19 protein-coding genes are annotated in these 26,560 nt (G+C 62.2%); 10 read left to right on the forward strand and 9 right to left on the reverse strand.

The window, feature by feature from the left end:
- Positions 1-41 precede the first annotated feature (41 nt).
- The 4 genes from NMAG_RS09765 (at position 42) to NMAG_RS09780 (ending at position 5,110) form a co-directional block, all read left to right on the forward strand.
- Positions 42-1,487, forward strand: coding sequence for a DUF2334 domain-containing protein (locus NMAG_RS09765; protein WP_004267411.1), 1,446 nt, complete (start codon positions 42-44; stop codon positions 1,485-1,487).
- Positions 1,484-3,133, forward strand: a complete 1,650-nt coding sequence (locus NMAG_RS09770; protein ID WP_004267410.1) for a glycosyltransferase — start codon at positions 1,484-1,486, stop codon at positions 3,131-3,133. The genes NMAG_RS09765 and NMAG_RS09770 overlap by 4 nt, the downstream gene beginning before the upstream one ends.
- A gap of 166 nt (positions 3,134-3,299) precedes the next feature.
- Positions 3,300-4,163: a midas domain-containing protein gene (locus tag NMAG_RS09775; protein ID WP_004267409.1), complete on the forward strand. Its 864-nt coding sequence runs from the start codon at positions 3,300-3,302 to the stop codon at positions 4,161-4,163.
- Positions 4,164-4,288: 125 nt separating this feature from the next.
- Positions 4,289-5,110, forward strand: coding sequence for a 23S rRNA (uridine(2552)-2'-O)-methyltransferase (locus tag NMAG_RS09780; RefSeq protein WP_004267408.1), 822 nt, complete (start codon positions 4,289-4,291; stop codon positions 5,108-5,110).
- Positions 5,111-5,289: 179 nt separating this feature from the next.
- On the opposite strand, the gene NMAG_RS09785 is transcribed toward NMAG_RS09780, so the two are convergent.
- Both NMAG_RS09785 and NMAG_RS09790 read right to left on the reverse strand, forming a co-directional pair.
- The gene (locus NMAG_RS09785) at positions 5,290-5,469 is read right to left on the reverse strand and encodes a ribbon-helix-helix domain-containing protein (protein ID WP_004267407.1); all 180 of its coding nucleotides are present in this window, start codon (positions 5,467-5,469) and stop codon (positions 5,290-5,292) included.
- Between the two features lie 141 nt (positions 5,470-5,610).
- Positions 5,611-7,983, reverse strand: a complete 2,373-nt coding sequence (locus NMAG_RS09790; protein WP_004267406.1) for a twin-arginine translocase subunit TatC — start codon at positions 7,981-7,983, stop codon at positions 5,611-5,613.
- A 176-nt stretch (positions 7,984-8,159) separates the two neighbouring features.
- On the opposite strand from NMAG_RS09790, the gene NMAG_RS09795 reads away from it, so the two are divergent.
- The gene (locus tag NMAG_RS09795; RefSeq protein WP_004267405.1) at positions 8,160-9,305 is read left to right on the forward strand and encodes a twin-arginine translocase subunit TatC; all 1,146 of its coding nucleotides are present in this window, start codon (positions 8,160-8,162) and stop codon (positions 9,303-9,305) included.
- Between the two features lie 839 nt (positions 9,306-10,144).
- Here the strand turns inward: NMAG_RS09795 and NMAG_RS09800 are convergent.
- The 4 genes from NMAG_RS09800 to NMAG_RS09815 form a co-directional block, all read right to left on the reverse strand.
- Complete coding sequence (locus NMAG_RS09800; RefSeq protein ID WP_004267404.1) at positions 10,145-10,555, reverse strand: hypothetical protein; 411 nt, start codon at positions 10,553-10,555, stop codon at positions 10,145-10,147.
- 156 nt (positions 10,556-10,711) lie between these two features.
- Positions 10,712-11,071, reverse strand: a complete 360-nt coding sequence (locus NMAG_RS09805; RefSeq protein ID WP_004267403.1) for a hypothetical protein — start codon at positions 11,069-11,071, stop codon at positions 10,712-10,714.
- A 182-nt stretch (positions 11,072-11,253) separates the two neighbouring features.
- On the reverse strand, positions 11,254-12,093 hold the full coding sequence (gene larE / locus NMAG_RS09810; protein WP_049916301.1) for an ATP-dependent sacrificial sulfur transferase LarE: 840 nt from the start codon (positions 12,091-12,093) through the stop codon (positions 11,254-11,256).
- Positions 12,094-12,178: 85 nt separating this feature from the next.
- A complete protein-coding gene (locus tag NMAG_RS09815; RefSeq protein WP_004267401.1) occupies positions 12,179-13,462 on the reverse strand; it encodes an MFS transporter in 1,284 nt (427 codons plus the stop codon).
- 139 nt (positions 13,463-13,601) lie between these two features.
- Here NMAG_RS09815 and NMAG_RS09820 point away from each other — a divergent pair, with 139 nt between their 5' ends.
- Together NMAG_RS09820 and NMAG_RS09825 are read left to right on the forward strand one after the other, a co-directional pair.
- Positions 13,602-14,222, forward strand: a complete 621-nt coding sequence (locus tag NMAG_RS09820; RefSeq protein WP_004267400.1) for a DUF6789 family protein — start codon at positions 13,602-13,604, stop codon at positions 14,220-14,222.
- Positions 14,223-14,296: 74 nt separating this feature from the next.
- Positions 14,297-15,238 (forward strand): metallophosphoesterase family protein, encoded by a 942-nt coding sequence (locus tag NMAG_RS09825; protein WP_004267399.1) that lies wholly within the window; start codon positions 14,297-14,299, stop codon positions 15,236-15,238.
- Positions 15,239-17,313: 2,075 nt separating this feature from the next.
- Here NMAG_RS09825 and NMAG_RS09840 read toward each other — a convergent pair.
- The 3 genes from NMAG_RS09840 to NMAG_RS09850 all read right to left on the reverse strand — a co-directional run bounded on the left by NMAG_RS09840 (position 17,314) and on the right by NMAG_RS09850 (position 21,447).
- Positions 17,314-18,045: a Yip1 family protein gene (locus NMAG_RS09840; RefSeq protein ID WP_004267396.1), complete on the reverse strand. Its 732-nt coding sequence runs from the start codon at positions 18,043-18,045 to the stop codon at positions 17,314-17,316.
- Between the two features lie 129 nt (positions 18,046-18,174).
- Positions 18,175-18,405 (reverse strand): hypothetical protein, encoded by a 231-nt coding sequence (locus tag NMAG_RS09845; RefSeq protein WP_004267395.1) that lies wholly within the window; start codon positions 18,403-18,405, stop codon positions 18,175-18,177.
- A gap of 186 nt (positions 18,406-18,591) precedes the next feature.
- Positions 18,592-21,447 carry a PAS domain S-box protein gene (locus tag NMAG_RS09850; RefSeq protein WP_012996624.1) on the reverse strand — a complete coding sequence of 952 codons (2,856 nt, stop codon included), beginning with the start codon at positions 21,445-21,447 and terminating at the stop codon, positions 18,592-18,594.
- 179 nt (positions 21,448-21,626) lie between these two features.
- Here NMAG_RS09850 and NMAG_RS09855 point away from each other — a divergent pair, with 179 nt between their 5' ends.
- From NMAG_RS09855 to NMAG_RS09865, 3 genes are all read left to right on the forward strand, one after another.
- Positions 21,627-23,780: a MutS-related protein gene (locus NMAG_RS09855; protein ID WP_069673590.1), complete on the forward strand. Its 2,154-nt coding sequence runs from the start codon at positions 21,627-21,629 to the stop codon at positions 23,778-23,780.
- Positions 23,781-23,873: 93 nt separating this feature from the next.
- Positions 23,874-25,304, forward strand: coding sequence for an amidohydrolase family protein (locus NMAG_RS09860; protein ID WP_012996625.1), 1,431 nt, complete (start codon positions 23,874-23,876; stop codon positions 25,302-25,304).
- Positions 25,305-25,400: 96 nt separating this feature from the next.
- Positions 25,401-26,531, forward strand: coding sequence for an ORC1-type DNA replication protein (locus NMAG_RS09865; protein WP_004267391.1), 1,131 nt, complete (start codon positions 25,401-25,403; stop codon positions 26,529-26,531).
- Positions 26,532-26,560 lie beyond the last annotated feature (29 nt).

The following is a 26,560-nucleotide window of genomic DNA, read 5'->3' on the forward strand; positions in this document are numbered from 1 at the left end:
GTCGCTGACAGTACTGGCTACCTTGACTCCCAGTTCATAGTATGAGCTCACTTCCGTCCACTTGTCCTGTCTGTGGTTCACACGAACTCACCGCAGAGCAAATCGTCGAACACGACTGCGGTCACGTCGCGCCCGTAGACGACTTTGCGGACGGCTGTGAGAAGTGTGACGGACAGGTTTCCGTGGACGAGCTCGCACAGCTTCAGACCGTCGGCCGGTGTCTCGAGTGCGACGCACGTGCCACCGACGACTTCGACCTCAACCTGGACGTCGCGCCACCGCTCCCGACGGTGACGTTTCCGACGCTCCCCTCTCGGGAGGACAACCTGAGCTGGCTGCCCGCGCGTTACGTTCCCGAGTCGCGACTGGCCCGGCAACTGCTGAGTTCGGCGCTCGTCGTGATGGTGCTCCTGGCCGGGATCACGGGGGCGATATCGGTGATGCCGATGCTCGAGAGCGAGCCGGCGACGGTGGCTGCGGGCGAACCGGAGTGGGAAGAGTACGACTCCATCGTGCTCTTCAGAAACGACGATATCCAGGCCTGGTACAATCAGGACGAGCTCCGGGCCGTGAATCAGGTGTTCATCGACGAGGAGGTGCCGGTAACGCTGGGGATTATCCCGGATACGAACGGTGAGGCTCCGCTGACCGACGACCCCGACCTCTGTACGTATCTGCAGTCGCTCGAGACGGAGTATCCCGGCCAGTTCGAGATGGCACTGCACGGCTACACTCACGAACCAGTGACGGACTTCTATGGTGCGAGCGAGTTCGGCGACCTCCCGGCTGACGAGCAACGCGACCGGCTCGCGGCCGGTGAGGAACTGCTCAACGAGTGTGTCAACTCGCCATCCTCGACGTTCGTCCCACCGATGAACACCTACGACGAGACGACGGTGTCGGTCCTCGAGGATGCGAACTACACCACCGTCTCCGGAGGTTCGTGGTTCACCGATGCGTACTTCGATGCGAACGAAACCGTCTTCGAAGACGGTGACGGTGACCTCGTCCACGTCCCCGAAACCCGGGCGTTCGAAAACTGGACTGCCTACGAGGAACAGCTCCTCGAGGAGGACAGTAACGAATCCGACGACACCAACGAATCCGACGACACCGCCGTCCCGTTCGAGGACCTCGAGACGCTCACCGACTCGTTCGACGACGCCCACGCAGCGAACGACGTCCACGTCGTGATGTTCCACTACCAGTACTTCACGACCGACGAGCGCGTCGAACAACTCGAGTTACTCATCCAGCACATGAAGGATGAAGATGCGGGCTTCCTCACTATCGAGCAGTTCGGGCTCGGACTCGAGATGGGGGCGGTCGAGCAGACGGACGACGGCTGGCGCGTTCTCGAGCCGGCTCACGCCGCGATTGCGGCGGAACAGGCTGAGATGTCTGACGAGGGCAGCGATGACGAGCCGAGAGAGGACAGTGGAGTCGAACAGGCGCTTGCCGACGTACAACAGCGGGTGAGCCCATGAACCCAATCATGGTCGCGCCGGTCGTCGTCGGCCGCGAGCGTGCACGGTTTGTGGTCCGCCAGCTCCAGTCGGTCAAGTGGCGCTCGGTCGCGCTGTTTCTCTCCGCACTGGTGCCGTTCTGGCTCTTGATCAACGTCATGACACCAGAGACGCTGTACGCCATTGGGCTCCTTGGTGTCCTGTTACTGGCCTATCTCGGCTGGTCGTACTACGTCGTCGAACACGCCCCACGGTTCCGGGCCGTCTTCGGAACGCGAGGGCTGGCGGTTGCCGTCGGTAGCTACCTCGGACTCATCGTCTGGCTCGGCTGGCTCACCCCGTCGCCGCTCGCGCTCGTCCACCTCGGCGCCGTCGTGTTGATCTTCGTCTACTACTGGTTCATCGCGTTCATCGCGCTCTTCCACGACCAGATCGGCCGTTCGAAGTACGTCCCGAACCCACCCTACCCGCAGATTACCGTCCTCATTCCGGCCTACAACGAGGAGGGCTACGTCGGCCGAACGATCCAGTCCCTGCTCGACGCCAACTACCCCGCAGACGCACTCGAGATCATCGCAGTCGACGACGGCAGCACCGACGACACGCTCGCTGAGGCGAGCGCCTTCGCCGCCGCGAGCGAGCAGGTCTCAGTCGTCAGCAAGGCAAACGGCGGCAAGTACTCCGCGCTGAACTACGGCCTCCTGTTTGCCGCCGGCGACATCATCGTCACCGTCGACGCCGACAGTATCGTCGACCGAGATGCCCTGAAACACATCGTCGCCCCGTTCGCCGCCGACGACGACATCGGCGCCGTCGCGAGTAACGTCACCATCTGGAACCGCGACTCGCTCATCACCCGCTGCCAGCAACTCGAGTACACCATCGGTGTGAACATCTACCGGCGCGCGCTCGATTACTTCGGCATCGTGATGGTCGTCCCCGGTTGTCTGGGCGCGTACCGCCGCGAGGTGCTCTCGGAGGTGTTCGCCTACGATCCCGACACGCTCACGGAGGATTTCGACGTGACGATGAAGGTGCTTCGGGCTGGCTACCGCGTCTCCGTGAGCGATGCGCGGGTCTACACCGAAGCACCGGCGACCTGGGGCGATCTCTACCGCCAGCGCCTGCGCTGGTACCGCGGCAACTACATGACGATTATCAAGCACTGGTCGGTCGTGACGGACTCGTCGTACGGCTACTTGAACCGGATCGCGCTTCCGTTCCGGCTGGTCGAGATGTTCTTCCTGCCGTTTGCGAGTTTCGTCGTGCTTGCGTACATCCTCTGGCTGATCGCTGCCGGCCACGTCCTCACCGTGTTCGCGGTGTTTGTCTTCTTCACGAGCATCGTCTTCCTGATCGCGGCGCTCGGTATCCAGATCGAAGGCGAGGACTGGCGGCTGCTCGTCTACGCACCGCTGCTCGTTGTCGGCTACAAGCAGTTCCACGACGCGCTCAACGTCAAGTGTCTGTTCGACGTGCTCACGAGCCCAGAACTCGGCTGGACGCGCGCAGCGCGCATCGAGCAGGTTGTGGAGGCTCCGGACGCAGGTGCAATACCAGAGCCAGCTGTAAGTGCATCGCCGTCTCCAGCCCCAACTCCTGAGGCAGGACCACCAACAGAAACGGAGACAGAGAGCGAGACCGTTGCCGACACGGACTCGAAGTAATACTGGCGGACAGTACTATTCGAAGATCGGTCGCGCTACTGCGACCGTCACCTTCGGGGATGACCGCGACTTCGCGGCCGACTTCTCACTGACCGTTTGCCGGACCATGCGGGTCCCGTGCTGTGCAGGCACGATACCCTTCCCGTCACTCCCACTACGCCCGGCTATGAGTCCCACATTCACGGACGACGACGTCGGGAAGGCCGTCGAGAGCGCGGATGGCGACTCGCTCGGCATCGTGGTCTCCGTCGAGCCGGAAACCGCATACGTCGACCCGGATCCGGGCACCACCGACTCGATCAAGGCCGTCCTCGACTGGGGGAGCGAGTCGGAGGGTGCAGTGCCAGTGACGGACGACGCGGTCGAGCGGATTATGGACGACGCGATTCGGCTGTCATCTTCTGTCTCGGCGGAGAGCATCACGAGCGACGAGCCACGAGACGCCGGTCGAACCACCGAGCGGCGAGCAGACCGACAGGCGGCGACAGGCGCTGAGCGCGCTGACGACGAGTACACGCCCGGCGAACCGGTTTCCGGTGATACCACCGAATCCGAAACCGGGATCGACGGCACCGAGGAAGGCCCAGGTACGACGGCGGGCGACACCTCGGAGCCGATGATCGACGACGAGCACTACGACGACCTGGAGGACGAGCCACGCGTGGATCCGGACGAGCAACTGGACGCCCAACCGGACGACGAGTCACGCGCTGACGAGCTCGACGCCGTCGAGGAAGCGGCAAGCCGCGGACTCGAGGTCGACCCAACCGAACTGACCGGCCCCGACGCAGATGCCGAAATCGACCCCAGCGAGGATCTGGGCCAGCGAACGGATGCGGAAGTCGAACCCGAGATGGATCTCGAAGAGCGTTCAGACGCCGACGTCGCGCCGGGTCACATGGACGAACGCCGTCGTGACGACGCCGAGGTGGATCCGGAGCGAATTGATTCCGAAGTCGGCGAGGGGGCTGGCGTCGACGACGAGCGAACAGGTGAGGAGGACGATGACGATACATCGTCCTCGCAGTAACTCACAGTAACGCCACATCGCCGCCGTACTTCTTCTGAACGTCGAGCACTGAACACTGCACCGAACGGCCAAAGTCGCGACACCTATCCGTCTTCACCCGCTAGTACAACCAACCGAGTACCCGTATGGCACGAAAGGACCACTACTACAACAAAGCAAAGCAGGAAGGCTACCGCAGCCGCGCAGCCTACAAGCTCAAACAGCTCGACCAACTCGAGAACGTCATCTCCGGCGGCGACACCGTCGTCGACCTCGGTGCCGCCCCCGGCGGCTGGCTCGAGGTCGCCGCCGAAGCCGTCGGCCCCCAGGGCCAGGTGATCGGCGTCGACCTCCAGCGCATCCGAGACTTCGACGACCACGACACCATCGAAACCCTTCGCGGGGACATGACCGAAGAACGAACCCGCGAGCGCGTTATCGAGGCTGCAGGCGGCGACGTCGAGTCAGCAGAGACCGCTACCGACGCCGGTACCGGCGGCCCCGTCGACGTCGTCATCTCCGACATGGCACCCAACATGTCCGGCGAATACTCCCTCGACCAGGCCCGCTCGCTCCACCTCGCCCGACAGGCGTTCGAGACGGCACTCGAGTTACTCGCCACGGACGGCGACTTCATCGTCAAGGTCTTCGAGGGGCCGGACGTCGACGACTTTCGTGCGGATGTCGAGGAGGAGTTCCAGTACGTGCGTGCGACGAGTCCGAAGGCGTCTCGCGATGAGTCCTCGGAGATTTACTTTATCGGGAAGGGACGGCTCACTGCGCCGGTTAGCTCGGGAGAGGAACTCGAGGTAGAAATCGTTGACACCGGAACGGAGGGCGACGGAATCGCCTCGGTCGAGGGCTATCGACTGTTCGTGCCGGGAACTGCGGAGGGGGATGTCGTGACGGTTCGTGTCGGTGACGTGAAGCCGAACTTCGGGTTCGCAGAGCGGATCGACGAGGAGTAGGTCGGCTTTCGTCAATTGTTCTCTGTCTCTTCTTTCCCGTGTCCCGTCTCCTGTCTCCCGTCTCCCGTCTTTCGTCTTTCGTCACTCAGCACTCAGCGTCGCTCTCGATTTTGCCGCTGTTCTGCTGTTGCGTTTCCCGCTTGACCGGCTCCGTGGCCGACTGTGACCACTCGAGTGCCTTATTCCTCGTCGGTGTCGAGTCGGTCGTGTCGATCGTCGATTTCGTCGAGGAGATCGAGCGTCTTCCGAATCGAGGCGCGGATTGCGTCGCTTCGGTTGACGAACTTGCCGTCGTCGCCGACGTGGCCGTCTAAGTCGTCGAGCAGTTCCTGTGGGATTTCCACGCTGATCTTGGGCATCAGTCTAGCAGCCCGTTTCGTAGCCTCCTGCCTTAAGTCGTGGGACAGCGGTGTCGTGGCTGGCGGGTGTCGGTATTGCTGCAAGGAGGTGAGACAGGAAGTAGGAGTGTTGCTGCGAGAACAGCCGTGGGTGGTGACGACCTACGTCGTCGCCTCGGGCTCTGACTCCGGACCGGCCTTGTCACCACCGCGGCCGCCACCGCCGAAGAGTCGGCCGCCGCCGGTGAGTAGGTACAACACGCTGAGTCCTAGCATGTAGGTCAGTGCGATCGGAATCGCGAACAGGAGCATCGTCAGGATGCCCTTCGGACTGGCGATGGCCGCGATGGCGAAGATACCGACCACGACCGGCCGCCAGCGTTTGAGCATCGTCCGGTAGCTGATGATGCCGCCGACGTGGAACAGCGCCATCGTGACGATGATGTTGAAGAGGAAGCCGATACCGATGGTCGTGAAGATCACCAGCCAGAAGAAGCTGCTGATCCGGTAGGAGACCACCATACCGTTGGTGATTGCGTCCGAGACGAGGTACGAGATGACGGCGGGTGCGACCCAGAAGAACCCGAGGTAGGTCCCGAACGCAAAGCCGCCAAGCAGTGAGCCGCCCCAGACGACGAAGACGCGCCGGTCACCGCGGACCAGGCCGCGCTCTTTCATCGCCGGCCAGCTGTAGTACAACACCATCGGAAGGATGGCGACGATGGCCGCGAGTACACTCACCTTCACCTCGAAGATCAGCACTTCGACCGGGTGAAGTGCGATGACGATGTCCATCTCCATGATGAGCTCGTCGAGAGTCATCCCGGCCGGATCGACGTCGTTTCGGACGGCGACCTCGTGGAGGACGTGCTCCGGAACGCGGTCGAGGAACATGGTGAGAATCCATCCGAGTCCACCCTGGTAGAGCCAGAAGAACGTCCCGCCCATGACGACCATGAAGACGGCCACGATGCGGAACATCTTCGAGGTGAGGCTGTTGAGGATGAACGCGATGTCGTAGGCGTAGCCGCCGATATCGTCCTCGTCAGTTTCCTCCTCGGTGAACGGATCGAGCATGCCGGCGGCCGTACTCGCAAAGAGGCCGCCTTCCTCTTCGTCGTCGGTGTCGGCGTCGGTCTGGCTCAGTCCGTCTCCCTGGATGTCCTCACCTTCTCCTTCTGCGCCCTCTTCGCCCTCTTCGGCCGCAGCTTTTGCTTGCTGCTCTTGTAACGTATCGAACCGATCCAGAATCGCCTGGGCCTTGTCTCGGTCGTCGTCGTACATCGCCTTCCGAGCCGTCTCCATGGCTCGATCCTCGTCCATCTTGAGGAACACCGTCGCCGGCACCTCCTCGATGTCCTCGGGCGTGAGCATCTCGAAGTCGACGTCGTCGGGATCGCTCGCCGATCGAATGTCTCCCTCGCGTGGGTACACCGGTGCCTGCAACACTTTGAGCGTGTAGACGAACAGGCCGGCCAGCCCCAGTCCGAGGGCGACCACGAGACCTATCGCGACATCACCGAGCAAGCCGTACTCGACGGCGACCGACTCGAGTCCGAGCGGGCCATCGGGGCCGGGGTGTGCCCAGTCAGGGAGGGACGGATAGATCGACTGCTCGAGGTAGTCGAAGGCACCCTGATTGACGGCTGCGGCGATAGCGGCCGCAGCGACGACTAGTACAGCGACGAACTGGATAACGAGTCGTTTGAGGTGGTCGGTTCCGGTGCCGTCGGTTTCGGCTGCGCCGCGTCGTCGGATGTTCGAGACGACTTTGGCGAGCCCGAGACTGAAGATGTAGAGGACGACCATCGGCATCGCCCACATGATGAGTGTAAATGGGTCCGGTGGGGAGAACAGCGCGCCGAAGAGGGTGACACCGACAATCGCGTGGCGCCACTTGTCCCGGAACGTCTCGTAGGGGACGATTTCGGTGTACGAAAGGACGCCCATAAAGAGCGGCAACTGTGCCGCAAGGCCGAACGAAAGCGTTAGTAGTGCCATGAACTCGGTGAACTCGGTGATCCCGAAGCTCGGCTTGACGCCGGCGTTGACGGCGTTGCCCGCAAGGAAGTCGAACGCGTACGGGAAGAAGATCGAGTAGGCGTAGGTAATACCGATACAGAAGAGGACGACCGACGTGATGCCGAAGCCGGCCATGTACTTTCGCGAGATGGGGACGACGCTCTTGTAGCCGCGGCGGCGAAGCGCGTCGCGGGAGAGATACAGCAGTGCAGGAATCGCGAGCGCGACCCCGACGAGCATTCCGATTTTCGCCTGTAAGAGGATCACTTCGAACGGCGTTCGCGTAATCAGGTCCGTCGAACTCGCGACGTACGGCGACATCTCTGCTTTCGCCGTCGCTTCGAGAAAGTCCCAGATGAAGACGCGCAACGCATAGAAGGAGCCGATAAAGCCGATAACGAAGACGATGAACACCTTCTGCAGATGCGTCTGCGCGCTCGAAAACATCGCGCCGAGGGTTTCGCGCCCACTGTTAATCGCGCGGGCGGTATCCTCATCGACGGCAGAACTCATTTCCTGTGCAGGGGTAACTGACATCCAGTTATCAACCTTTCGAGTCAGGGACCCCCTGACAACGGAATCGTCCGTGAGACGGCCCCGAATTCGGGATCGGTCATCCGGCTTGTCACTCTCTCGCGGTGCTCGTAAGAAAAAGGCCTATAACTGGCGGCCTATCTATATCTCGATAGATGTCGGACGAGTCGGCGGACGCGGGGGAGACTGTGGACCCCGATGAGGACCCTGCGAACGGAGACGAGGAGCCGTCGCCATCGTCTGAGTCGGATGCGCCGGAGACGTCGGAGGGTGCGGACGCGGATGCAGACACAGACGCTGAAACTGAAACTGGTACTGATACCAACGCTGACTCCGCTTCCGCTTCTGATTCCGAGACCGACTCCGGCGCTACTGCTGATTCTGACGCTGATTCCGACGCTGATTTCGGCCCTGACCCGGATGCTGATTCGGATTCAGACTCAGATTCCGATTCTGACGCCGACCACCCAGTCGAAACCGACGGCGAAGGCGTCGTTGGCGGCCACGAACCCGGCTCAGAGTCAGACGACCAGTCATATCCCGACCCCGATGAGGACGTTGGCGGTATTTCGACGCCGCCGGACGACCAGGAGATGCCCCTCGCCGACCACATCGAGGAGATGATTCTCCGCGTTGCGGTCGTCTTGCTCTTCGCGTCGGCCGGGACGGCGATCGGACTGCTTGGCGCCTCGCAGGCGATCGAGCACATCTGGTTCAACGTCTTCCCGTACGAGATCGAGAACGTCCCACCGCCGCACGTCTATCACCCACTCGAGTTGTGGCTGACCCGAATCAAGGTCTCGGCACTGCTCGGCATCATGGTCGGGCTGCCGGTATTCGTCTACCAGTGTTACCGGTTCATGAAGCCTGGGCTGTACCCACACGAGCGCAAGTACTACCTGGCAGCCGTGCCCACGAGCGTGGTGCTCGCGGGGATCGGAATGCTGTTCTCCTACGTGCTCGTCCTGCCGATCCTTTTCGAGTACTTCACGTTCTACGCAGAGGGGAGCGCGGATATCGCCTACGCGCTGGGTGACACCTTCGACCTGATCATCACGCTGATCGGCTTCCTCGCCATCGTCTTCCAGATTCCGCTGTTCATCATGCTCGCGATCATGATGGGCGTGACAACCCGGCGCTGGCTCGTGGACAAACGCCTGTACTTCTGGGCGGCCTTTTTCGGGCTGGCGTTCATGTTCACGTTCGACCCGACCGCGATGGCTCCGATCCTCGTGGGAATTACGATGATCCTGCTGTTCGAGGGGACACTGCTGATCCTGAAGTGGGTTGGCGTAGACTAATCCCGTTCGCTCTTGTCACAACTGGTGCCACGAACGATGCTTCCGCGAGGAGTGTGATCATGTGTCTAATCACCGGTCTCTCGACTCTCCCGACTCCTCGATGAGAACGCTGTGCCTGTATGTACACGCAGCGTGTCTCCTCCAAATCGCCCGCTCTCGTTCACGCATCGTTTTCTGCCGAAGCTCGGTCACACGTTCGTTCTTCGTTGCAGAGCCTACTCGAGTAGACGTCCGATCACACGCACTCGTTGGTGGGTTGCCCGTGCTCGCCGGCGTGATCGGAGCTGCTCGACGGCGCGGGTGCACGTGCTCCACGACGGCTTGTGATCGTGATCGTGATCGTGATCGTACTGGCGTACCCACACGGATGCTTCCTCACACCGTCTTCGCTCGGCTGTGCTGATTCCAGCTACGCTCGGCGTTGCTTCGACGTAATCTGGCATCGTTGAGCACCCTTGTATCTCGAGTAGCCGCATCGTCGTTGCGTGACCTTCCTGCCACGAACACCGTCACTGTCACTGTCACTGTCACTGTCACCGTCACTGTCACCGTCGAACGAGTTCGTCAGTACATGCTGGCAGACGAAACGCCGAGTGTGGTCCGACACCTGCTCGTGGCGTCCGTCTGGACTCGCGAGAAAACAGCTTGGAGCCGACCAACGAACGAAGCAGGTCCGTTACGGGTTTCGTCAACGAACTCTCCGCACTCGCTGCTGGTGTGCGTTGTGGGGCGTTTATCGACGTCTCGTAATTGCGGAGCAGTAAACAGGTGCGGGAGCCGGCTGTGACCACCATTCAAATCACAAGAGGAACGGACAGCCATCCAGCATTCGCGGCCGATCAGTCAGCGGACTGCTGGTGACCGGATTGGTGTTCAGTTTGCGATTGTGCCTGTGCCTGTGGCTGTGCTTGTCCATGCCCATCGTCCGTTGGGAGTGCGATCTGAACGATGTCTCGCGTCTGTCGACCCAGATCGGTCGCAAAGCGCAGGACGTTTTTCATTCCCTGTTCACCAGGTGCGCGGTAACACGCGATCAGCGACCACATCACCGCGACGCCGATCGAGCCGGCAGCCGAGAACGTCATGCCCATCGTGCCGTAGGTGAACGCATAGATGCCACCGATCGTCATCGAGGGCACACTCGAGCCGAGAGGGACGCGAGCCGAGGCGTCTTTGATCGTTGGTGCAAGGAAGACGATCGAGAGAATGCTTCCAGCGAGAAAGACCAGGTCTTGCCACATCATTCCCATCATCAAAAGTGCTTACTCGGTAGTGAGTAAAAAGTCTCTCGGTGTTGAAAACCGAACGGAAACCGGACTCTCGCGCAAATCTGGTTGTTTAATCACTGGTACTGACGCTGACTAGTGACAGTCACCAGATAGTGGGCATTCGTCCGACTCTGAGACTCAGCGATGTGACCGCGTTCGCACCGCCGCGTACTCACGGGCAGCCGCCAGCGACCCCGCACCGTCATACTGGGTCGAAAAGAGCACCATGAACCGTCGCGCGAGTTCGTCACAGCGTTCGAACGTCAACACCGTCCGCACCTGGTGGCGCTCACTGCACTCGAGTTCCGGATAGCTCGTGACGGTCAGCGCGTAGCCGGGCTGGTCGTCGCCGTCGAGCGAGGCGGGAGCGACTTTCAGCCGCAGGTCGCTGGTGCTGTGGTTGTCGAGTCGGTATTGCCGTTCTCGCTCGCTTTGGGCAGGGGTGTACGCTCGGGCGGTGTGGACGGCCCACTCGGGCGGTAGATCGGCGTCGTCCATCGCCTACTGCTACTCGATTGGGTGTGACGTTCGTATCGTCTCGTGCAATATTGTCGGACACTGTGGTTGATACTGGGTCAGCGGCGTATTTGGGTAACAGAATCGCGTTATATTCTGACCGAACGGATACTTCTGACCGAACGATTCGGACGAACGAAAACCGACGGGCCGCGAGCCGGCGCTCAGTCGTCTGACCCTGTCGCAACTGTGTCGTCCGATTCAGGGCTGACGCTTCCCGTCCGATAGCCGTGGAGGTCGAGCGTGACGTGGTCGAAGCCCAGGTCCGAGAGTTCCTCGCGAACGGTCTCGACGAACTCGTGCTGGAGGGCGCGCTCGAGTTCCGCGGGCGAGACTTCGATGCGTGCGAGCCCATCGTGGTCGCGCACGCGGAACTGGTCGAATCCCCACTGGCGCAGCAGTGCCTCGGCCTGTTCGACGCGCGTGAGCCGTTCTTCGGTGACCTCGAGTCCGGTCGGGATGCGCGAGGAGAGACACGCCATCGAGGGCTTGTCCGCCACCGAGAGCCCGTACTGGTCAGCAATGGCGCGTACCTCGTCTTTCGCGATGTCGTGGGCTAACAGCGGCGAGTGGATCTCGAGTTCCTCGACGGCCTGCAGCCCTGGCCGATGGCCCGCACCGGGGTCGTCGGCGTTGGTCCCGTCGCAGACGGTTTCGATCCCAAGGTCCCGGGCGGTCTCGATCATCTCGCCGAGGCGCATCGTTCGGCAGTGATAGCAGCGCTCGTCGTCGTTTTCGACGAACTGATCACTCTCGAGTTCGGAGAAGGAGACGATTTCGTGACGGATGCCGATTTCGTCGGCGACGCGTGTTGCGTCCTCGAGTTCGGCTTCGGGAAGCGTCTCGCTCTTTGCGGTGCAGGCGACGGCATCGTCCCCGAGCGCATCGTGGGCGAGCGCGGCGACGACACTCGAGTCGACGCCGCCGGAGAAGGCGACGAGGACACCGTCGTGGGTGGCCAGTTCGTCGCGGGCGGCCTCGCGTTTCGCCTCGACCGTTGTCATGGCCTTGCGTTCGGACTGCGCGGGCAAAAGCGCGTTGTCGTTGTCGTGTGCTGCCGGCCCCTTCGTTTCGCCGTTGGGACCACTCTCAATCGTCGAGCGATTCGTTGATGCCACCGCGCAGCCGCGTTGCGGGGAGCAACATGCCGGTTTCCCGGTAGACGCCGCCGAGCAAGATTGCACCGGCGATCAGCGGCATGACCGCGCAGGCAGCGTACACCGGTGCGAAGCCGACGACTTCGACGATCGGGATGGAAATCAGCGGGCCAAGTCCGCCGCCGACGTCGCCGAGGACGTTGTTGGTCCCGGCGGCGCGTCCCATCTCGTCGTTCGGTGTGAGGTCGGCGAGCAACGCCATGAGGGGGCCGCTCGTCCCACCCTGGCCAGCGCCGATGAAGATACACGCGAGGGTGAGCGTTGCGACCGAGTCGGCACCAGCGAGGAGGATAAAGCCGACGAACGAGACGACCAGAAAGACGAGCAGTGTCGGGATACGCGAGTTGGTTCGATCGCTCACGAAACCGCCAAGGAACATGAAGACGGCCGCGGCGAGGACGGTAACGGCCATGAAGATACCCGACGTCCCCTGTGCGTCGAAGCCGAGAACACCGATGCCGTGTTCGTCGAGGAAGAGGACGAGCGTCGCGAACAGCGCGCCGATGTAGGCAAACAGGACGGCGAAGTTGACCAGACCGACGGTGACGGTGGTCAGGCTCGTGTCGATGTTCCACGGGGAGACGGTCTGGCGATTCTCTCCCTCGACGTGGGTCTCTGGAACGGTCATGTAGGCCATCACGCTCGCGACCAGTGCGAACGCCGTGGCGACGATGAACGCGGCGTTGATACCGGCGACTTCACTCACGATACCCCCGAGGACGAGTCCCGTCGGGAAGCCAAAGATACTCCCGCCGCGGATGAGCCCCATGCTGGTTCCGCGCGAACCGCCCTTGCTGACGTCTGCAGCGATGGTGTACGCTGTCGCGAAGACGAGCGCGCTGCCGATCCCCCAGACGAGTCGCGCGAGGAGGAACCAGGCCTCGGGAAGCGGTGCGACCATCGCGATGACGTAGCCGAACGTACCGACACTCTGGATGAGCAGGCCAGCGATGAACGGCGTTCGGGTGCCGATGCGGTCGACGAGGCTCCCGGCGGGTGCGTTCGCGACGAGCCGCGAAAACCGGTTCGCACTCAGGATAAAGCCGACAAGAAACGGCGAGATTCCGAGCAGTTCACCGAGGTTTGGTAGAATCGGAAAGATAACACCGCCGCCGAAGCCGACGAAGAAGGTACTGGCAACGACGGAGCCGATGATGAGATACCGTCGTCTCGAACTGTATTCCGCTTGTCCGTCTGCAGTCGTCGTATCGTCCACGTGTCCGTTCTCACTGACTACTCGGTCAGTTCCACGTAATGGTCTGTCGGTTCCGGCAGGCCGGCCCGTTCACTCGCCGCCGGCAGTCAAACGCGCGCCGGAGCGTTAAGGGGCCGCTCGTGGTACCAGACGAGAGCAGATGTCTGTACTCGCTCGGCTCCCATCATCGCTCGTTCCACAGTCCGTCCGAGATCAGTCAGAAACAGATAGCGGGGGCGCGTCGGCAACTCAATCTGCGCCCGCATCCACGCCGCCGCGCGATCGGTCGCGGACAGCGCACGTTGCCGGTGCCGCTGTCCGCGGCTTGCAGGCTGGCTTCGTCGCGACACTCATCATGACCGCGTTCCGCCTCCCGATCTTGCGCTCGCTACCACCCTCCGCAAACTTCTGGACGCAGTACGTCGCTCGTGACGACTCCGATCCGGGTGACCACCCGATCGCGGGGCTCGTCTTGCACCTCCTCTACGGCGTGCAGGCCGGTGCCATCTTCGGCGGCCTCTTCGCGCTTCAGGACGCAGAGCGCTCGATCGAACCCGAACAGCGCGGCATCGTCTGGGGGAGCGTCTTCGGCATGGCGCTCTCGGCATTTGGCTCGCAGTTCATGCTGAAAGAGTTACTCGACGTCCGTCTCGAGAACGACGAACTCGCGCTGTTCCACGCCAGCCACCTCGTCTACGGCATCGCACTCGGTGCCTGGGTCGGCTCGCGCACCGAAGGCGTCGAAGACCCAGCGCGGGAGTACGGCTACAACGACGAGTGAGCAGCTCTGCGCTGACACACCGTCTCGAGTGCACGCCGCTTCCCGCCCTGCCACCCTGAGACACCACCGATCAGATGGCGCGTCCACACACCGGTCAACTGCTCGCCCGGTTCGCTCGACCCACCGCAGCCGAGCCGACGCGCATCGCCATCCTCTCGGATGTCCACCTCGCGACCGACGCGACCGGCACCTGGAAAGTCTTTCACCGCACCGAACGCCACCTCCGAGCCGCTGTCTCGGCGGTCAATGACCGCGCGTTCGACGGCGTCGTCGTCGCGGGCGACCTGACGCGAAACGGGACGCCGTCCGAGTTCGATCTGTTCGACGACCTCGACGAGTTCGACCCGCCCGTGGTCGCAGTCCCCGGCAACCACGACTTCCCGACGACGTTCGACGAACACGACTCACTGCCCATCCGGTCGTTCGAGGACCGGTACACCCCCGACGGGCTGCCGTTTCACGTCCAGTTCGGCGACCTCCACGTCTTCGGACTCGACAGCCACGCCGCGACCCCCGGTTCACCCGCCGAGACCTGGGACGGCCGCATCGATTCGGCACAGCTCATGTGGCTCGACGAGGCCCTCTCCGCCGCAGACCCCGACACGTCCATGGTCGTCGTCCACCACAACCTGCCCGCGACGGGTGACCTCTACGAACGCTACCGCGCCGAACTCCCCGTCGAGGGCACCGTTCCCGGCTTCACCAACCCCGAACCGCTGGTCGAACTGCTCGTCCAGCACGACGTCTCGCTCGTCGTCACCGGCCACCTCCACTTCTCCGCCGTCGAACGGGCCGACGGCGTCACCGAACTCACCGTCCCCGCTGTCTCCTCGTTCCCTCACGCCCTCGTCGCACTCGAGTCCGACCCGCGCGGGACGACAGTACGATTGGTGCCGTTGACCGACGGGGAAGGGATGGTCGAGTCGATTGCCCACGGCTGGGAGAAGGATCGGGTGTTGCTGTCGGCGGCGCAGCTGGCGACGCTGCCGCTGGTCGAGGACGATGGACTCGAGTAGTCGGGTCCTTTTTGTTAGCTTTGTTGAAATACTCATAACATGATGGGAGTTGGCTGCTGAATATAGAGGATTAGTGCAGCACCGCGACCCTGTTTCTTTCGCGCCGGAATCGCTGAACCAGACAATCACTACACGTGCACACTTACCGCTGGATGGTTGCCAGCTCCAATAGATATCCTCCTTTCGGGTAAGATACAGCACTCAGAACCCGTAAAATCAATCTGAGTTACTCGGAGTTTTAACAATCAAATGTTCTCCAGAACCAAAGGCCTGGCCCGCTATCTTCTCGTGCTTCTCCAATGTCCACGCGGACTTGAGCGCACTCATAATCATAGTCGGTGAGATCGAGTGTTATTCCTTCCTCTCGTGATTGATCGGCCCGCCACGCTTGAACGATATATGATCCCGGCTGTGTTGGGTAGCCTTCGAAATGTACTCCACTCCATCTGTCGTCTCCTAACTCAGACGTTGTGTCCTCTGCTGATGGGATTCCAATTGAGTTCTCGTGGACAATCTCATCATGTTCAGAAATATCTATGTGTAGTGTATACGAGTCGTCCTCATAATTGATAGCCTGTAATCGATCTATGCGTGTATCTCTTGTCGGTTCGCTCCGATCAAAACATCCTGCAAGCGCTACCGGAATTAACGCAGTCGACCAGCGGAGAACTCGACGGCGTGAGTGTGGGGACATACGCGAGATCAATCGACCCAAAACATATCTGTTTCTAAATGACTTTGCCCCGGAATACCGGGGATGATCTGATAATCACACTATCTGTACTTACCGTTCGATCTTCCGCGTTGATCGCTTCTCAGTCCGTGCAACATTCGCGCTGTGAGTTCAGCACGTCTCGCTCAATCTGTCCAGTGGCTGGCAGAAAGTGCGTGCAAGATACAGAGGATTAATGCAGCAAACCAAGATTGTTTCCTCCAAGAGGTTTGTGCTGAATCACCCGTTCAGTAGAACTGCATACTGACGGGGGATTCCCTGCCAGTTACGGTAGAGTGTCTTGTTACAGCGGGATACAAGCTGAAAGGTCCACCAGAAAACTCATTGAAGTGTTGGCGGTAGTAGTGATACAATGATGGAAACTCTCGCAATGGCCGTTTACACGATCATGGCCCTCCTCATAATCGGGATTCCTACGTGGTATATTTGGAGGTGGAACATCCAACAATACCGAGAAAAAGACAATACATGACCCCTGTAGCACCCAATTCATAATTGATGGCGAGTGCTGTACTGACTACTGCTTTAGTTGAAGCCTGTGATGCTCACTGCTCACAAAATGTCCTGTACTGAACGTTCGATCTTCGTCGCTCATCGGTCCTTAGTCTGTGCCACATTCGCGCTGTGAATTCAGCACGTCTCGTTCTATTTATCAAGTGGCTGGTAGAGATCCCGTGCACCATTTAGAGGGTTAGTTCAGCATATGCTCCCATTGGAATCAGGTCAAAAGTGGTGATTCATCCGTCACTACACGTACGTTGTTGATCGGAGATATTCTCCGAAGTCCAGCGGCAAATCTTTATCAACAACCCTGATTTATCTACCTGATGCCCAGAGACCGGAGACAGCGCAGCGCGACCGCTGGGGGAGCTGTAGCGGTGTACGCGGGGGCAATCGTGATGTTTGCGCTGGGTTTCCAGATGGATGGCGTACTTGCGTATCTGGTTGCGATCGCTGGTGTGTTATCATTCTTTGGGGCCACCCTCCTGCTGGTTTCCGTCTATATCGACTGAGAAGAGATCGGGTGGTCAGCGCCCGCGACATAAGGGTTCTGTATATCGATTCTTCTGTCAGCAGTGACCGGTCACTACAGAGGTTGTACTGACCGAGTCGATCCACCTGTGACGTGACGCTCGCGCTGTGCCACATTCGCGCTCTGTATTCAGCACAATCGCTGAATCCTCTCTCAATGAGGATCTCAACAGGTCCATTTTGTTTTGTTCTGCTCTGTTCTATTCCACGCTGTGCTATAGTAGCCACTGCAAGTCACTGCACACCTGATCGCCAGCCTGCTCGGCGATCAGTGTGTAACTAGTTGCAGTTGTCACTATATCTTGTCCTGCTAGGCCAGACTGAGCAGCAACACGATCACGAGCGGGACACCGACTGCGACGCCGGCAGCCGCTCGCGACAGGTCGGCGTCTTGCTGGACACCGCCGGTAAGCAGGGCCCACTGCCAGATGGTGGTCGCGACGGTGGCGAGGACGAGCACCGGTTCGACGGACGCGAGCGCCACTTCGATCACGTCCGGCGCCTGTTCGAACTGGGTAATAGTCACGTCCGAGAGCGCAACTGTGATCGCGAGCAGACCGGCCACCAGTCGTGCGAACTCTGGAACCGCTGCCCAGCCGGCCAGTGCGAACGTGCCGCCGAGCGAGGGCGATCCGTTCGCGAGTCTGCCGGCGGCGAACAGGACGAGGCCGCCAATGACCCACATGAGGAACGGAAGGATGGCTGCGTAACCCACGTAGTCGGTCACAGCGTCGGCAAATAGCTCGCTCCCGTCACGTTCGATGGTTTCTGGCTCGTCACAGTTGCTTGCATCGTGCATGCCGCTGGTGTGACCGTCACACACCCACTCTGGCGGCCGATTCGGGTTGTCGACGGTGACTGTCCCCTCAATCGTCCCGCCGAGAACTGATGCGACGAAATAGACCGAGAGGACGAGCGCGAGCGAGAACGTAACAACGATACCGATCGCGAGCGGGAGCGTTGTAGCCGGGTCGTGTTCCTCGAAGAATCTCGACGGACTCCGGAGGAACAGGTGGAGGGAGTGCAGCAGGGACCGTTCCATACTGCCTGCCGTTTCACGTCACACAGTTAGCTCTGTTGATCAGTTCGTGGATTCGTGGTGAGAACGAGATCGCTTTCTGGGTCGGCGACGAACCAGCCGTCGCTCAGGTGGACGCCTTCTCAGACGGACTCAGGCTGGCTGGGAACTCGAGTGCTCCGACTCCTCTCGCCGGATCAAACTCGCGAGCCCGTGTGCGACCAGCCCGATTACGGCCCACTTCCAGGCGAGCACCGCGACGCCGAGCAGCAAAATCGCGCGGGCGTTGTGTCCGCGGTCGAGTGCCCGTTTTATCTCCGCGAGAACGGAGACGACGGTGAACGATCGCGTCGCCTTCGACCCGAGGAATCGTTTGAGTACCATGTCTGGTCTTGGGACGCACGCCGGATAACGACGGTCCCGTAGACCGCAAGCGATAGGCCGGTCCGTAGCCCGCAAGCGATAGGCCGGTCCGTAGACCGCAAGCGATAGGCCGGTCCCGTAGCCCGCCGGTGACAGCAACCGACAGCTACTGACAACAACCCACTCCCTCACCCACGCCCGCTCTCGTTAGGCTGCTGGCACCGTAAACGAAACCGTCGTCCACGCACCCGGCTCGCTCTCGATCCACATCTCGCCGCCGTGGCGCTCGACGATTCGCTCACAGAGCGCCAGTCCGATCCCCGTTCCCGGGTGGTCCTCAGGGTTGTGCAACCGCTCGAACACCTCGAACACCCGATCCTGATCCGACGACTCGATTCCGATTCCCTCATCGTGGACCGAAATTACCCACTCGCGCCGCCGGTCGCGAAACCGCGACTCGGCATCGACGTGTATCCGCGGTCGGTCGTCGCCGCTGTACTCGAGTGCGTTCTCGAGCAGGTTCTGGAAGACCTGTCGCAACTGGTTGGCGTCGCCTCGGACGCGGGGGAGACCGTCGTCGGCGACGGTGATCTCGGCGTTCGTCTCGGCGATCTGTAGCTGGAGGTCTTCGCGGACGTTTGCGAAGACGTCATCGAGGTCGATGGGTTCGAGCGGATCGCCGCGCGTTTCGACGCGGGAGTACGCGAGCAGGCCGTCGATCATCCGGCGCATTCGCTCTGCGCCGTCGACGGCGTACTCGAGGAACTCCTCGCCGTCTTCGTCGAACGCGTCGCTGTAGCGCCGTTCGATCAGCTGGAGATAGCTCGAGACCATCCGCAGGGGCTCTTGCAGGTCGTGGGAGGCCGCGTAGGCGAACTGCTCGAGGCGTTTGTTCGACTCCTCGAGCTGGGCGACCGTTTCCTCGAGCTTGCGCTGGTTCTCCTTGCGCTCGGTGATGTCGTGGGCCATCGTCATGCCGGCGAAGACGGTCCCCTCACTGTCGGTTACCGGAACCGCGTACAGCATCCACTCTCTGTCATCGTGCCAGAATTCGACCGACTGCTCGTCGCCCTCGAGTGCGCTTCGAAGCACGGGCTCGAGTGTGTCCCGCGTCTCCGGTGTCCAGGTGTTTTCGAAGCTCGCCCCTTCGATTTCGGACGGTTCCTCGTCGATTTTCTCGAAGCCCTGTCCCGCTGCGAGGGTGTACTCGAGGTCGTGGTCGAACAGGGCGACGACGCCGTTCGGGAAGTACTCGGCGATGGTCCGGTAGCGCTGTTTCGATTCCTCTAACGCCTGTTCGCGCTGTTTTCGCTCGCTTACGTCCCGGAAGTAGACCGAGATGCCGGTTTCGGACGGGTAGAGGTTGGCTTCGACCCAGAAGCCGAGCCGGGGATAGTAGAGTTCGTAGTCCGTTGGGATCTGTTCGTCCCGTGCGGTGTGGAACGCGTCCCAGACGTCGTCGATTTCAGCCGCCGACGGGAAGACGTCCCAGAGAGACTCGCCGAGGAGATCCGCTTCGGGGTAGCCGAGCAACTCTTCGGCGCGGTCGTTGACGAGTGTGAATCGGAACTCGTTGTCGACCGCATACAGTGCGTCGGACACGCGGTTGAACACGCGCTGGAGTTCGGTTTCGAGCTCCTGTTCCCGGTTTCGCCGGTCGGTCATATCGCGCGTTACCTTCAGAAAGCCCTGATGGGTGCCGTCGGCGGCTCGAATTGGCGTGATCGTGACGTTCGCCCAGAACTGTGACCCATCGCTCCTGACGCGCCAGCCCTCGTCTTCGGCCGAGCCGGTCTCGAGTGCGGCCTGGAGATTCCGTTCGGGAACGTTCATCGCCCGGTCTTCGTCGGTGTAGAACGTCGAGAAGTGCTCGCCGAGGATTTCGTCACGGTCGTAGCCTTTGATCTGGTGTGCACCCTCGTTCCAGCTGATGATACGGCCGTCTTCGTCCAGCCGAAAGATCGCATATTCTTCGACGGTGTCGACGAGGGTGTTGAACGCCTCCTGGCTCTTTTTGAGCTGTCCCTCGGAGCGCTTCCGGTCGGTGATATCGTCGTAGAACTCGACCCGACCGCCGGCGTACGCGCCGGTCTTGATCGGCTTGCTCTGGTACTCGAGCCAGCGCTTGCCGCGGTCGTCGACGAGTTTGAACTCGAGGGTGTCAGCGGGTGGCGCTTCGTCGGTGGTGTGTTGACTCTCGTTGTCGCTCCCAGCTGTGTCGGTTGGCGTCTCGTCGTCTTCGTCGCTCTCTCTGCGTCCGTACCCAGCCTGACTGACGAACGACGGCGGTTCGACGACTCGGTCGGCGAGCTGTTCCTCGACGACGGCGTGTTTGGGCCGGCCGAGAACTGACTCACGGTCGAGACCGAGGATCGTTTCGGCAGTTTCGTCGATCCATTTGATCTCGAACGAGCCGTCGAGGACGATCGCGCCGATGCTGGCCCCGTTTAGCGCGGCTTTGATCGAATCCGCCGAGGCGCGATCCGTTTCCGAACTGGTTAGTTCCAGGGGGGATTTCGACTCTGATTTTGGTTTCGATTCTGATTCTGGCCCCGGTTCCATCTCTGGTTCTGACTCCGGTTCGAGTTCCACAGTCCGCTCCGATGCCCCGTCCACCTCAGGAACCGGTTCCGATCCCACTGTCGAACCGCCACCCCGTTCACGAACAAAACAGAGGACGCTATCTAACTCGTCCTCGCGTGCATCTCCCGCTGGTGGGACTCGAGTAACTCGCACGGTACACGACAGAGGGTCCCCGCTTGCGGTTTGGACGTCGACCGCAGTCTCGACGACGTCGTCCTCGGAGGGGGACGTGAGGACATCGTCGATTGCTGCGATACCAGCATTGTCAAAGAGCGCTGAAATGTGTGTGTCCGTGAGTTCCTCACCCGGGTAGCCGGTGAGCGACCGGAAGCGGTCGTCGACGACCTCGATGTCGCCGTGTTCGTCACACTGGCAGAGTCCGCCGTCGATCGCTCGGGCGAGCGCACGATATCGTTCCACTCTACGCTCACCCTCGACATCATCCCACAACGACTCGGATGCCCCCGATCGACGCGACATACGTGCCCGAAAGTTCGCAAGGGGGATAAACGACGTGGCGGCCCTTGGGCATCTACCTACCCGCTCTCAACCGCTGTGGCCGCGAAATTCGACCAGTAGTATTCCATTGGTGGATGGTAGCACAGGATGCAGCGGGCGGGAGCTTTTTCTCGCTCCGGTTTGATACGACCGTCGAGAACATGGACCTCGAGTCGATTCCGGGTGTCGGCGAGAAGACCGCCCGGGCGCTGTCGGACCTCGACGATCCCGAGCGGGCGCTGCGCGCGGGCGACGTCGCGACGATCGCGTCCGCCCCCGGCATCACGCAGGGACGGGCCGCCCGGATCGCACGCGGTGCGATCCGCCTCGAACACGACGACGCTGGCGGCTTCCTCGCCACCGACCGCGCCAGAGAGATCTATCGCGAGATCCTCTCGTTGCTCAAGCAACGAACAGTCACGGACTATGCCGCCCAGCGCGTCGAAACGTTCTACCCGAGTTCGCGCCGCTCGCGCATCGAGGAGGTCCAGACGTTCGCCCGCGAGGCAATCTCGCGTGAGGCCAGCCCCGCCGTCCTCGAGGCACTCGAGGGCGTCGAACCGCTCCGAACGCCCGGCGACGTTCGCGTCCGCGAGCGCTGTCTCGCGACGACCGACGCCGAGCGCTACTCCGCGGCCCGCGAGGCGATTCCCGAACTCTCCGTCGAAGTCGTCGAGGACGCCCAGGGACTCGCCGAACTCGCTCGCGGCTACTCGACCGTTATCGCGCTCGACGAGTCCTTCGCCGGCGTCACCGTCGAGGGCGATGTCCAGGTCAGACCGGACGCACTCGAGTCCCCCGCCGAAATCGTCCCCGAGCGCCCGCTCGCGTTTTTCGCACGAAATCGGGATCGGATCACGGCCGCGATCGACGTTCACCGGACCGCTGGCCTCGCAGACGAGGTCGACTGCGACCTCGACGCACTCGAGGACGGCCTCTCGCGACTCGAACCGGACGGGACCGTTGCCGGCGACGACGAACTCGACCGGCTGACGGTCGCCGCTGACGATCTGGACGCCGCGGTCGGCACCGCCGAAACTGTCGCGAACGACCACCTCCGGGACGCGATCCGCGAGGAGGACGTGACCATCGAGGGGTCGGACCTCCTCTCGCTTGTCGAACGCGGCGCTGGCGTCGACTCGCTGCTCTCGCGGGAACTCGCCGACGAGTTCGCCGCGGCCGTCGACGCCGCGCGCGAGCACCTGATCGACTCGCTCGACCTCGACGCGGGCGAGGCGGAACTCGCGCGACGCATCTTCGGCGACGAACCGACCTTCCCTGTCGAGCGCGACGAGGACGCCACCGCTCGACTGCGTGAGGAACTCGTCGCAGCCAAGGAGCGCCGTGCTGGCAAACTCAAGCGCGAACTGGCGGCCGACCTCGCCGATCAGCGCGACGGCGCGCGGGAACTCGTTCGAGGCGCACTCGAGTTGGACGTCGAACTCGCGATTGCCCGGTTCTCCCGGGACTTCGAGTGTACGATGCCGGAGTTCGTCTGGGACGCTGACGGCGGCGGTAGCGGTGGCGGTGGGGGTAGCGGTAGTGGTGACGGTGGCGGTAGCGGTGGCGGTAGCGGTAGCGGTGACGGTGGCGGTGATGACGCCACGAACGCCACCACCGGCTTCACCATCGAGGCCGGTCGCTCACCGCTGCTCGACGAACCGCTCGAGAAAATCGATCCCGTCGACTACGAAGTGTCGGGTGTCGCGCTCCTCTCGGGGGTCAACAGCGGCGGGAAGACCTCGCTGCTCGACCTCGTCGCGAGCGTCGTCGTCCTCGCGCACATGGGGCTGCCAGTCCCCACCGAGCGCGCGGAACTGCGCCGGTTCGACGACTTACACTACCATGCGAAGACCCAGGGCACCCTCGACGCTGGCGCGTTCGAGTCCACCGTCCGCGAGTTCGCCGACCTCGCCCAGGGCGGCGAAGGCTCGCTCGTGCTCGTCGACGAACTCGAGAGCATCACGGAACCGGGCGCGTCGGCGAAGATCATCGCCGGGATTCTGGAAGCCCTGCACGAAAACGGCGCGACGGCAGTCTTCGTCTCCCACCTGGCCGACGAGATCCGTGAGATGGCCGGCTTCGCGGTGACCGTCGACGGCATCGAGGCCGTCGGACTGGTCGATGGGGAACTCGAGGTGAACCGCTCGCCGGTGAAGAACCACCTCGCGCGTTCGACGCCGGAACTGATCGTCGAGAAGTTGGCGACGGAGGCGACGGAAGCGAGCGCGAGCGACACGGTGCGTGCGAACGGCGGCACCGAGACCGTGTCGGAGCCGCAGTTCTACGACCGGCTACTCGAGAAGTTCGACTGAGTGATCGGCGTTCGTTGGCGATCCATTTGCAGACCGGTACTCGCGTTTGCCGCCTCGTGATCGTTTTTGCATCTCCTGTTCGTGTCTTGATGTATGACCAGTGACCTTGCGATCACGAACACGCTCGCACTCACAATGGGCGACGGCCGGCTCGGAATCGTCGACGACGCGACAATCGCCCTCAAGGACGGTGATCTCACCTACGTTGGACCCGCCAACGAGTTCGACGGCAACCCGGCGCGAACCATCGACGGCACCGGTCGGGTCGTGCTGCCCGGACTGGTGAACGTCCACGCCCATACCGGCCTGACGCTGCTTCGCGGCGGCGCACAGGACGTGCCCGAAATCGAGTGGATGAACCGCGCGCTCGGCCCGCTCTCGGAGGCGATGACGACCGACGACGAGATCGCCGGCGCGCGACTCGGTGTTCTCGAGGCGCTGCGATCGGGGGTGACCACTGTCGGCGAGTACGCAGCAGACGTTTCGGACCTCGTCGACGCGGTCTACGATCCGATGGGCGTCCGCGTCGTTGCCGCGGAGACGATCAACGCCGTCGACGACGCCGCAGCCGACCTCGGCCCGGACGAACCGTACCCGCTCGACGAGGAGCAAGGCTGGGCGGGACTCGAACGCAACGAAGATCTGTTCGACACGTACGCCGACCACGACCGCGTCTCGTGTCTCTACGGGCCGCAGGCGCTCGACATGGTCCCGCCCGAACTACTCGAGGAGATCCGCGACCGCGCCGTCGAGCACGACCGGGACATCCACATGCATGTCGCGCAGGGCGAGCGCGAGCACCGCCAGATTCAGGCCCGCTACGGCGCGGACGAGACGACCGTCAGCGTTCTCGACGATCTCGGAATCGTCTCGGAGCGACTGCTCGCCGCGCACCTCCACAACGCCACGCCCGCAGAACGCGAGCACCTCGCCGACGCCGGCGTGCGGATGGCCGCAAATCCAAGTTCGATCGCCGCCATCGACGGCATCACCCCACCGATCGCCGAGTACCGAGAGTACGGCGGCGTCGCCGGCATCGGAACGGATCAGGCTCCCGGTCCGGGCGGGCACGACTTCCTGCGAGAGTTGCGGACCACGGCGCTGCTCGCGAAGACCAAGCGGACCGATCCGACCGCGTTTCCCGCGTGGGAGGCGCTTCGCGTCGCGACCATCGAGGGCGCGAAGACGCTGGGGATCGACGACCGCGTGGGCTCACTCGAGGCCGGCAAACGCGCCGATCTCGTCGTGCTCGACCTCGACCACCCCTCGACCGCACCCGTCGTCTCCGAGCCGCTGCAGACGGCCGTGCCGAATCTGATCTACGGCGCGAACGCCGGTCTCGTCGACACAGTCGTCGTCGAGGGCGAGGTGGTACTCGAGAACGGCATGGTCACGACGGTCGACGAGGAGGCGGTACTCGAGTCGGCGAACGAGCGCGCTGCGGCAGTCTTCGATCGTGCGGGTGATGCGTGGCGCGCGGCAGATTCCGAACTCGTGGGTCGAGTGGCGGACGGCTGGCTCTGAACACTGTGCGCAATCGGTGTGGATCACGGCTGTCGAGCGGGTCAGAACCCGATAGACAGCAAACAACTAAGTAACTCGGACAGCGTGGTGAAAGTGATGGCAGACGACCCCGAGGAGGGGATGTTGTCGTGGGACGAGTCCGTGTTTCGGGACGAGCACGTCTTCGAAATCGACTACGTTCCCGAGACGTTCCAGCACCGCGAGGGCCAGATGCGAAACCTGACGTACGCGCTGCGGCCAGCGGTGCGTGGCTCGCGCCCGCTCAACGTCGTGGTTCGGGGCCCGCCGGGCACTGGCAAAACGACCTCGATTCAGAAACTGTTCGACGAGGTCGGCGCACAGACCAGCGACGTGCGAACCATCCGCGTCAACTGTCAGGTCAACGCGACCCGCTACTCGGTGTTCTCGCGACTGTTCGAGGGAACCTTCGACTACGAACCGCCGTCGTCGGGGATTTCCTTCAAAAAGCTGTTCAGCCAGATCGCAGAGAAACTCGTCGAGGACGACCGCGTCCTCGTCGTCGCTCTGGACGACGTCAACTACCTCTTCTACGAGAACGAGGCCTCCGACACCCTCTACTCGCTGCTTCGCGCCCACGAGGAACATCCCGGCGCAAAGATCGGCGTCATCGTCGTCTCTTCTGATCCCTCCCTCGACGTCATCGATGAACTCGACTCCCGCGTGCAGAGCGTTTTCCGCCCCGAAGACGTCTACTTCCCGGTCTACGACCAGCCCGAAATCGTCGACATCCTCGACGAACGCGTCCGCCGGGGCTTTCACGACGGCGTCATCGGCAGAGAGACACTCGAGTACGTTGCCGAGCTCACGGCCGACAGCGGCGACCTTCGGGTTGGGATCGATCTCCTGCGCCGGGCGGGGCTCAACGCGGAGATGCGCGCGAGTCGCAGCGTCGAACGGCAGGACGTCGAGGAGTCCTACGAGCAGTCGAAGTACATCAACCTCTCGCGGTCGCTGTCGGGGTTGACCGACACCGAACAGGTCCTTCTGGAGGTTATCGCCCACCACGACGGCGAGCAGGCGGGCGAGGTGTACGAGGCCTTCCGCGAGCAGACGGATCTCGGCTACACCCGCTATTCGGAAATCGTCAACAAGCTCGACCAGCTCGGATTGATCGACGCCGAGTACGCAGAGGTCGACGGCCGTGGCCGGTCGCGGTCGCTGTCGCTGTCTTACGAGAAGGACGCGGTGCTTGATCGACTCGAGTAAGCCGTTGACCGCGCCGACCGCGCCGACTG

The organism is Natrialba magadii ATCC 43099 (assembly GCF_000025625.1).
Classification (GTDB): Archaea; Halobacteriota; Halobacteria; order Halobacteriales; family Natrialbaceae; genus Natrialba; species Natrialba magadii.